Here is a 6,666-nt window from a genome sequence, read left to right as displayed (position 1 = left end):
GCACCGGCGCCGATGGCGGGAGCGCCGCGCCGGATGGCGCGCGGGCGTCGTTGGCGGCGGGATCGTGCAGAACGGGCGGGCCGGACTGAATGGGGGGGAACGGCAGTCGCGCTGCCCGCATGCGTGCGCGACAGGCCGGCAATCGCGCGCGTGAGCGCTTCGGGCACGGGCGGCAGCTTCTGCTGCGAGAAGGCGGCGTGATAGGGCAGGCTGGACGCGCGAAAGAGGGCGATGCGCTCCGCAAGTTCCGGCGAATCGTCGAGTTCGCGCTCGATTTCGCGGCGCTCGTCGATATCGAGTTCGCCGTCCACGTAGGCCATCAGCATGAGGTCGTCGACTTTCATGATGCCGAGTCCTTGCCGCCCGCGGCGACCTGCACCGGTTGCGTGGCCTTGCCCGCGAACAGGGCGCCGATTGCCTGACGCGCGCGCGACAGGCGGCTCATCACCGTGCCGATGGGCACGTTCAGCGCTTGCGCCGTTTCGCTGTAGCTGAGACCCTCGACGGCGACGAGCAGCATCACGACACGCTGCGCTTCGGGCAGGCGCTGCACGGCTTCGATGATCTGCGCGTTCATCGTGATCTGTTCGGGCGTGCGCGCATGCGGGTCTTCGATCGTCTCCAGGAAATCGTCGTCCCAATCGAGGCTAGAGCGGCTGCGCACGGACCGCGCGCGCAGCTCGTTGATCCACGTGGAATGAACGATCGAGAACATCCAGCTAAGAGGCGCGGTGTCGGCCTGCAACTGATGCGCGCGTTCCAGCCCGCGCACGCAGGCGCGCTGCACGAGATCCTCGGCGTCGTGCTGATCGCCGGAAATGCGCAATGCGAACGCCCATAACCGTGGAAGCATGGCGGGCAACATGCCGGACAAGTCTGCGCCTGTCATTGAAGTCTTTCCTTCCTGTTGACTCGTTGGTCTGCCTCCGATGAAGGCATGAGGCGGCGCGCAACGGTCCTCGGGCGCAGCCAAAACCACGGACGGAACTCAAGCTTGCAATCTTAGCGTCGATCCCGGAATGCTGCTCGCGAGCGGCTGAAGGCGCGTGCGCCCGAGCGAAGGCGAAAGGCCCGTGAAAGACACGCAGCGCTTGCGGCGGGTGAGAACGGTCGGAGCCGATGAGCTAATGATCGGATAACCATCAGATAACGATCAGATAAGATACGGCCCGCGATAAATTTTCCGACCGATGGAGTGTTTCAGTGATTCAGCCGAGCAACGTATTCAAGGACAACCTCGCGCAGCTGCCGGGCATCGAAGGCATCGAGCGTATCGATCTCGTCGACGGCCAGGGCGCCGTGGTCGCGACGATCGAGAACAAGCCAGGCAAGCAGGGGTCGCTTGCCGTGTACCACTATTTGCGCACGGCCTTCGGCACGCTCGACGCGAAAGCCGCGGAGCATGGCCTTGCCGTGTTCGCCGAGCACACTGCCGACGCGCGCAACCGTCCCGGCGCGCATCCGAACGTCGACCGTCTGCTGGCCATTGCCGCAGGCGGCGAGGCGCTGCGCATCGACGTGACCGCGGCGGCCTGAGCGTTTCAGGTAAAAGTCGACGTGCGGCTGATGTCGTAACAGCACGCGGCGGCAGCCGGCGTCACAGCAACCCCAGCGACAGCGCCTTGAGCGTCGCGGCCGCGCGCGTCGAACAGTCCAGTTTGCGGAACACGCTCTCGACATGCGTGCGCACCGTGCTCGGACTCAACGCGAGATCGCGGGCCACTTCCTTGTTGCTCGCGCCGCGCGAAATACCGCGCAGCACGTCGATCTCGCGCGCGGACAAACGCGCTGTCTGCGCACGCGGATTGACGACGCGCCGCTGCGCCGGTCCTGCATCGATCAACGCACCGACCACGTCGGCATCGAAGCGTCCTTGCGCGGCTTCTTCGTGCAACTGCCGTGCGGCGTGGTCGTCCGTCAGCGCCGCGCGCCACGGACGCGCCGCGCGCAGCGCGACCCACGCCGCGCTCGCCGCCAGAATGCGCGCGTCGAGCGACAGCGCGGCGCCCGCAGCGCCGCGAAAATAGCCGGAGCCGTCGAGGCGCTCGTACGCGTACGAGCCGAGTTCGGCGGCATCGGCGAGCGTGCCCGTCTGCCTGCCTGCGCGCGACGTCCAGTACGGCACGAGCCGCGCTTTTTCCCAGGCTGCCTGTGAGAGCCGCGCGGGCGTGTTCCAGACGGGATTGGGCACGGCCGCGCGCCCCATGCCGTGCACGAGGCCTGCGCAATAGAGACGTTGCTGCGCGCTCGCGTCGAGCGCGAAGTGCGCGGCGCACCCGGCGGCCGTGGCGGCGACGTTGCGCGAGTAGCCCGTCATCCACGGCAGCTTGAGATCGATGATGTCGGCGATCAACTCGACGGGGGCGGCCTCCGTCATCTGCGGCGTCAGCAGCGCGGCATCGACGGATGCGGCGTCCGCGCCTTCGAGTTCGGCGAGCCAGCTCGCCGCGTGGCCCGTCACGAGGCGCGCGAGCGTATCCGGATAGCGCGAACCCGCGCGCTGGCCGATCAGCGCATGCGCCCGTTCAAGGCCGTACGTGCGTGAGAAGATTTCCAGTTCGCCCGCCAGCGTGACGGCGAATACGGTGGCGGGCACGGCGCTTCCCGCCAGATGATCCGGCGTGCCGCTGCCGTCCCAGGCTTCGAATACATGCCGCAACGTCGCTTCCGTGTCCCCGCCGAGGCCGAGCATGCGCGCCGCTTCGCCCGACACCTCGCAGTGAATGCGCGCGAGCGGCGTGAGGACGGCGCCCACGTCGCCGTGCGGATCGATGGCATTCGCCCAGTCCGGCTTGAGCGCGAGCATCGCTTCGCGGCTGGCAACGTCGTCGCCGAGCGCTTCGGCGAATCCGGCCGCATTCGCCGTGCAGCCGGACCAGCGCAGCAGCGACGCCTCGGACACGGCGACCACGGCCGCCTCGCCGAGCCCGGCCGCGCGCGCGAGCTGGATGGCGAGCCACGCGGTGCGGATCGAATGATCGGTTGGCTGGCCCATGCTCAGATCGCCGATGAAGGCGAGCGCCTTGACGGCATCGAACACGCGAACGGCGGAGCCGGATGTGCCTGACGAAGTCTGCATGTACGGGAGGAGCGGGTGCGGGTGAGGAGTGTCGAAAACGGGTGTCGAAAAACGGGCACCGATGTCGAGCGTCACTATACCCCGCGCGGCTGCGCGCGCCAGGTCGGTCATTTGACCGATACCGGCGGACCGGGGCGTCTGCGAAGCTGTCGTCCCGTTCGACTCCTCCACCGACATAGAAAGGGCAAACCGCTCATGAATTCGCTTATCAGGAAGTGCCTCGCCTCCGTCATGGTGGCCGGGGCCGTGCTGTCGCTGCAATCCGCGCAGGCCGCACAGGCCGCACAGGCCGCACAGGCCGCGCAGGCCGCACAGCCGCAGGATCTGAAGGGCAAGAACGTCGTGCTGGTGCACGGCGCATTCGCCGACGGCTCCAGCTGGGAGAAGGTGATTCCCCTGCTCGAAGCGCGCGGCCTGCACGTGGTCGCCGTGCAGAATCCGCTGAGCTCGCTCGCCGACGATGCCGCCGCGACAAAGCGCGCGATCGACGCGCAGCAGGGGCCCGTCGTGCTCGTGGGCCATTCGTGAGGCGGCGTCGTCATCAGCCAGGCGGGCAACGACGACAAGGTGAAGGCGCTCGTCTACGTGGCCGCGTTCGCGCCTGACAGCGGCCAGTCGATCAACGACATGCTCAAGGGCAAGCCCGCGCCCGTTTGGGCCGGCGAGTTGCAGAAGGATTCGGGCAACTTCCTGACGCTGTCGCCGAAAGCCGTCACCGACGACTTCGCGCAGGACCTGAACCCGGCGCAAAAGCGCGTCGTGGCGGCGACTCAGGGGCCGTGGTTCGCCGGCTGCATCGACGACAAGGTGACGGACGCCGCGTGGCATTCGAAGCCTGCGTACTTCGTCGTCGCGAATTGCGACCGCATGATCGATCCGCGCCTGCAGGACGCGATGGCGGGCCAGATCAAGGCGAGGGTGACGCACGTCGACGCGAGCCACGTCGCGATGCTCAGCAAGCCCGAAGCGGTGGCGAACGCGATCATCGAGGCGGCTGCCAAGGCGCAGTGACTGTCCAGCTTCTGATGCAAGAACCGCGACGCGTCGCAAGACGCGCCGCGGTTTTTGTCATTGGATGCGCCGCCGCCCGGCGGACACCGAGCGCCGCGACCGCCGTCCCGGCACGACGGATGCACACACACGAGGGCGGCATGCGCGTGAGCCGTCCAATTTTCAGAATTGATCGATTCGCGCAGAATGACTGATCGATTTGCGCAATCACCGCAGAAAAGCTACACTCGGATCTGATCGATTTGATCGAATGGTGATTGTTCCAATCAAAATCGCGCCGGAACGCGATACCAAAAAGCCAGGAGACTCGCATGGTTCAGATTCCCATCAAACGCTCGATCGAGCGCATTCCCGGCGGCATGATGATCGTGCCGCTGCTTCTCGGCTCGCTGGTGGCGACGTTTTTGCCCGGCATGCCGAAGTTCTTCGGGTCGTTCACCAATGCGCTTTTCACGGGCGCGCTGCCGATTCTCGCCGTGTTCTACGTGTGCATGGGCGCGAGCATCGACGTGAAGGCCACGCCGTATCTGATGAAAAAGGGCGGCGCGCTGCTCGTCACGAAAGTGGGCGCGGCGGTGATCGTCGGCGTGATTCTCGGGCATCTGATAGGCGAGCGGCCGATTTCGTCGGGTCTGTTCGCGGGGATTTCGACACTCGCTGTCGTCGCCGCGATGAACGACACGAACGGCGGGCTCTATATGGCGCTGATGGGTCAGTACGGCCGCTCGGAAGACGTGGGCGCATACACGCTGATGTCGCTCGAATCGGGCCCGTTCCTGACCATGGTGACGCTTGGCGTGGCCGGTCTGTCGGCGTTTCCGTGGCAGACGCTGGTGGGCAGCATCCTGCCGCTCGCGCTCGGCATGCTGCTCGGCAATCTCGACCGCGACATGCGCGACTTTCTCTCGAAGGCCGTGCCCGTGATGATTCCGTTCTTCGCACTGGCGCTCGGCGCCGGGCTCGATCTGCATAAGGTGTGGCAGGCCGGGCTGCTGGGCATCGGGCTGGGCATCGCCGTCGTGATCGTGACGGGCATCCCGCTGTATTTCGCCGATCGCGTGACGGGCGGCACGGGCGTCGCCGGCGTCGCTGCGGCAAACACCGCGGGTAACGCGGCCGCCGTGCCTGCGCTGGTCGCGGCGGCGAACCCGGTATACAACGAAGCGGCGCAAAGCGCGACGCTGCTGGTGGCGGCGTGCGTCGTCGTGACGGCCATCGTGTCGCCCATCCTCACTGCGTCGGTGGCCAAGCGCTACCAGCAGCGGCAAGAACGCTCGCGCGCGAAGAGTCACAAAGAGCTTGCATGATGAAGATTCTGATCATCGCGGACGACCTGTCGGGCGCCGCGGACTGCGCGATCGGTTTCGCCAGCGCTGGGCATCGCACGGTCGTCACGCTCGATGCGGCGCGCACGCAGGCGCATGAAGGCGCCGACACGATCGCCGTCGATACCGACACGCGGCGCCTGACGCCGCAGGAAGCCGCGGCGCGCACGGCCGCGGCCTACGCGGAAATGAGCGTGCGCGGCCAGCGGCTTTACAAGAAAATCGATTCGACGTTGCGCGGCAACTGGGCCGCTGAAGTCGCGGGGCTGCAGGCGCTTGCGGGCATGGCGATCGTCGCGCCCGCGTTTCCCGCGACGGGCCGTGCAGTGCGCGGCGGCCGCGTATTCGTGCACGGCGAGCCGCTCGAACAGACGCCGACGTGGAAGCTCGAACACGCCGGCCTGTCCGCCGACATCGCCACGCAACTCGAAGCGGCGGGCCTGCCATCCGAGCGGCTCGACGCCGAGGCGCTGCGCGATGATCCGCAGGCGCTTGCCGCGCGCATCGAAGCGCTGGCGGCCAAGGGCGTGCGGGCGCTGATCGTCGATACGCAAACGGAACACGCGCTGCGCGCGCTCGCCCGCGCGACGCTGCACAGCGACGCAGCGTTTTTCTGGGTCGGCTCGGGCGGTCTCGCCCGCGAAATCGCAGCGCTCGATGTGCGCCGCAGCGACGCACAAGACAGCGAAGCGCGCGCCGTCTATCCGGGCGGCCCGATCCTGATTCTGGTCGGCAGCCTGTCGGCCGTGAGCGAGCGGCAATGCGCGATGCTGCGCGAGCGCGGCGGGGTCGAGGAATTGATCGTGCCGCCCGCGGTGCTGCGCGAAGGCACGCGTCATCGCGACTGGCGCGCGTGGCAGGAGCAGGTCGGCGTGTCGCTGAAGGGGGGAGCCGATCTGCTGCTGCGCATCGGCCGCGACGACGCATTCGATCCCGCCGAGGGCGCGCATCTGTCGGCGGCGCTCGCGGCGCTCGTCGAGCCGCACTTCACGAAAACGGGCGGCGTGATCGCCACGGGCGGCGAGACCGCGCGCGCCATGCTCGTCGCCGCGCGCATCGGCAATCTGCAACTGCTGGCGGAAGTCGAAGCGGGCGTGGCCGTGGGCCGGCCGCTCGACGCGGCGCGCGCGCATTGCCCCGGCGTCGTGACGAAGGCGGGCGCGTTCGGCACCGATCACGCGCTGTACGCCGCGTGGCTGACGCTGCGCAACGAAACCGAACGGGACGCCGCGTCGCGCTGATTGCGCCGGC

General features: G+C 67.7%; 6 protein-coding genes and 1 pseudogene. 4 read left to right on the top strand and 3 right to left on the bottom strand.

Annotation, left to right across the window (positions count from 1 at the left end; translation table 11 throughout):
• Positions 1-344 (bottom strand): anti-sigma factor family protein (locus H3V53_RS20395; RefSeq protein ID WP_419539523.1); only part of this gene is annotated, 344 nt, incomplete at its 3' end.
• Positions 341-889, bottom strand: a complete 549-nt coding sequence (locus H3V53_RS20390; RefSeq protein WP_336599497.1) for an RNA polymerase sigma factor — start codon at positions 887-889, stop codon at positions 341-343. The genes H3V53_RS20390 and H3V53_RS20395, both read right to left, overlap by 4 nt.
• A 314-nt stretch (positions 890-1,203) precedes the next feature.
• Here H3V53_RS20390 and H3V53_RS20385 point away from each other — a divergent pair, with 314 nt between their 5' ends.
• Positions 1,204-1,536 carry a DUF2322 family protein gene (locus H3V53_RS20385; RefSeq protein ID WP_336599496.1) on the top strand — a complete coding sequence of 111 codons (333 nt, stop codon included), beginning with the start codon at positions 1,204-1,206 and terminating at the stop codon, positions 1,534-1,536.
• A 61-nt stretch (positions 1,537-1,597) separates the two neighbouring features.
• Here the strand turns inward: H3V53_RS20385 and H3V53_RS20380 are convergent, their stop codons facing one another.
• A complete protein-coding gene (locus H3V53_RS20380; protein WP_336599503.1) occupies positions 1,598-3,079 on the bottom strand; it encodes an HD domain-containing phosphohydrolase in 1,482 nt (493 codons plus the stop codon).
• A gap of 231 nt (positions 3,080-3,310) precedes the next feature.
• On the opposite strand from H3V53_RS20380, the pseudogene H3V53_RS20375 reads away from it, so the two are divergent.
• The 3 genes and pseudogenes from H3V53_RS20375 to H3V53_RS20365 all read left to right on the top strand — a co-directional run bounded on the left by H3V53_RS20375 (position 3,311) and on the right by H3V53_RS20365 (position 6,656).
• Positions 3,311-4,090, top strand: a pseudogene (locus tag H3V53_RS20375) (alpha/beta fold hydrolase).
• 311 nt (positions 4,091-4,401) lie between these two features.
• The gene (locus H3V53_RS20370) at positions 4,402-5,397 is read left to right on the top strand and encodes a 2-keto-3-deoxygluconate permease (RefSeq protein WP_336599495.1); all 996 of its coding nucleotides are present in this window, start codon (positions 4,402-4,404) and stop codon (positions 5,395-5,397) included.
• The gene (locus H3V53_RS20365) at positions 5,397-6,656 is read left to right on the top strand and encodes a four-carbon acid sugar kinase family protein (protein WP_336599502.1); all 1,260 of its coding nucleotides are present in this window, start codon (positions 5,397-5,399) and stop codon (positions 6,654-6,656) included. Before H3V53_RS20370 ends, H3V53_RS20365 begins: the two co-directional genes overlap by 1 nt.
• Positions 6,657-6,666 lie beyond the last annotated feature (10 nt).

The sequence above is a fragment of the Paraburkholderia bengalensis genome, assembly GCF_037126505.1.
In the GTDB taxonomy this organism is placed as follows: domain Bacteria; phylum Pseudomonadota; class Gammaproteobacteria; order Burkholderiales; family Burkholderiaceae; genus Paraburkholderia; species Paraburkholderia bengalensis.
The sequence above is the reverse complement of the archived record's forward strand: the minus strand, read 5'-3'. Positions and strand labels throughout refer to the sequence as shown.

Bases quoted from the DNA above. Each gene is read 5' to 3' on its own strand.
- H3V53_RS20370 (WP_336599495.1), top strand. From the start codon at position 4,402: ATGGTTCAGATTCCCATCAAACGCTCGATCGAGCGCATTCCCGGCGGC.
- H3V53_RS20380 (WP_336599503.1), bottom strand. From the start codon at position 3,079: ATGCAGACTTCGTCAGGCACATCCGGCTCCGCCGTTCGCGTGTTCGAT.
- H3V53_RS20365 (WP_336599502.1), top strand. From the start codon at position 5,397: ATGAAGATTCTGATCATCGCGGACGACCTGTCGGGCGCCGCGGACTGC.
- H3V53_RS20390 (WP_336599497.1), bottom strand. From the start codon at position 889: ATGACAGGCGCAGACTTGTCCGGCATGTTGCCCGCCATGCTTCCACGG.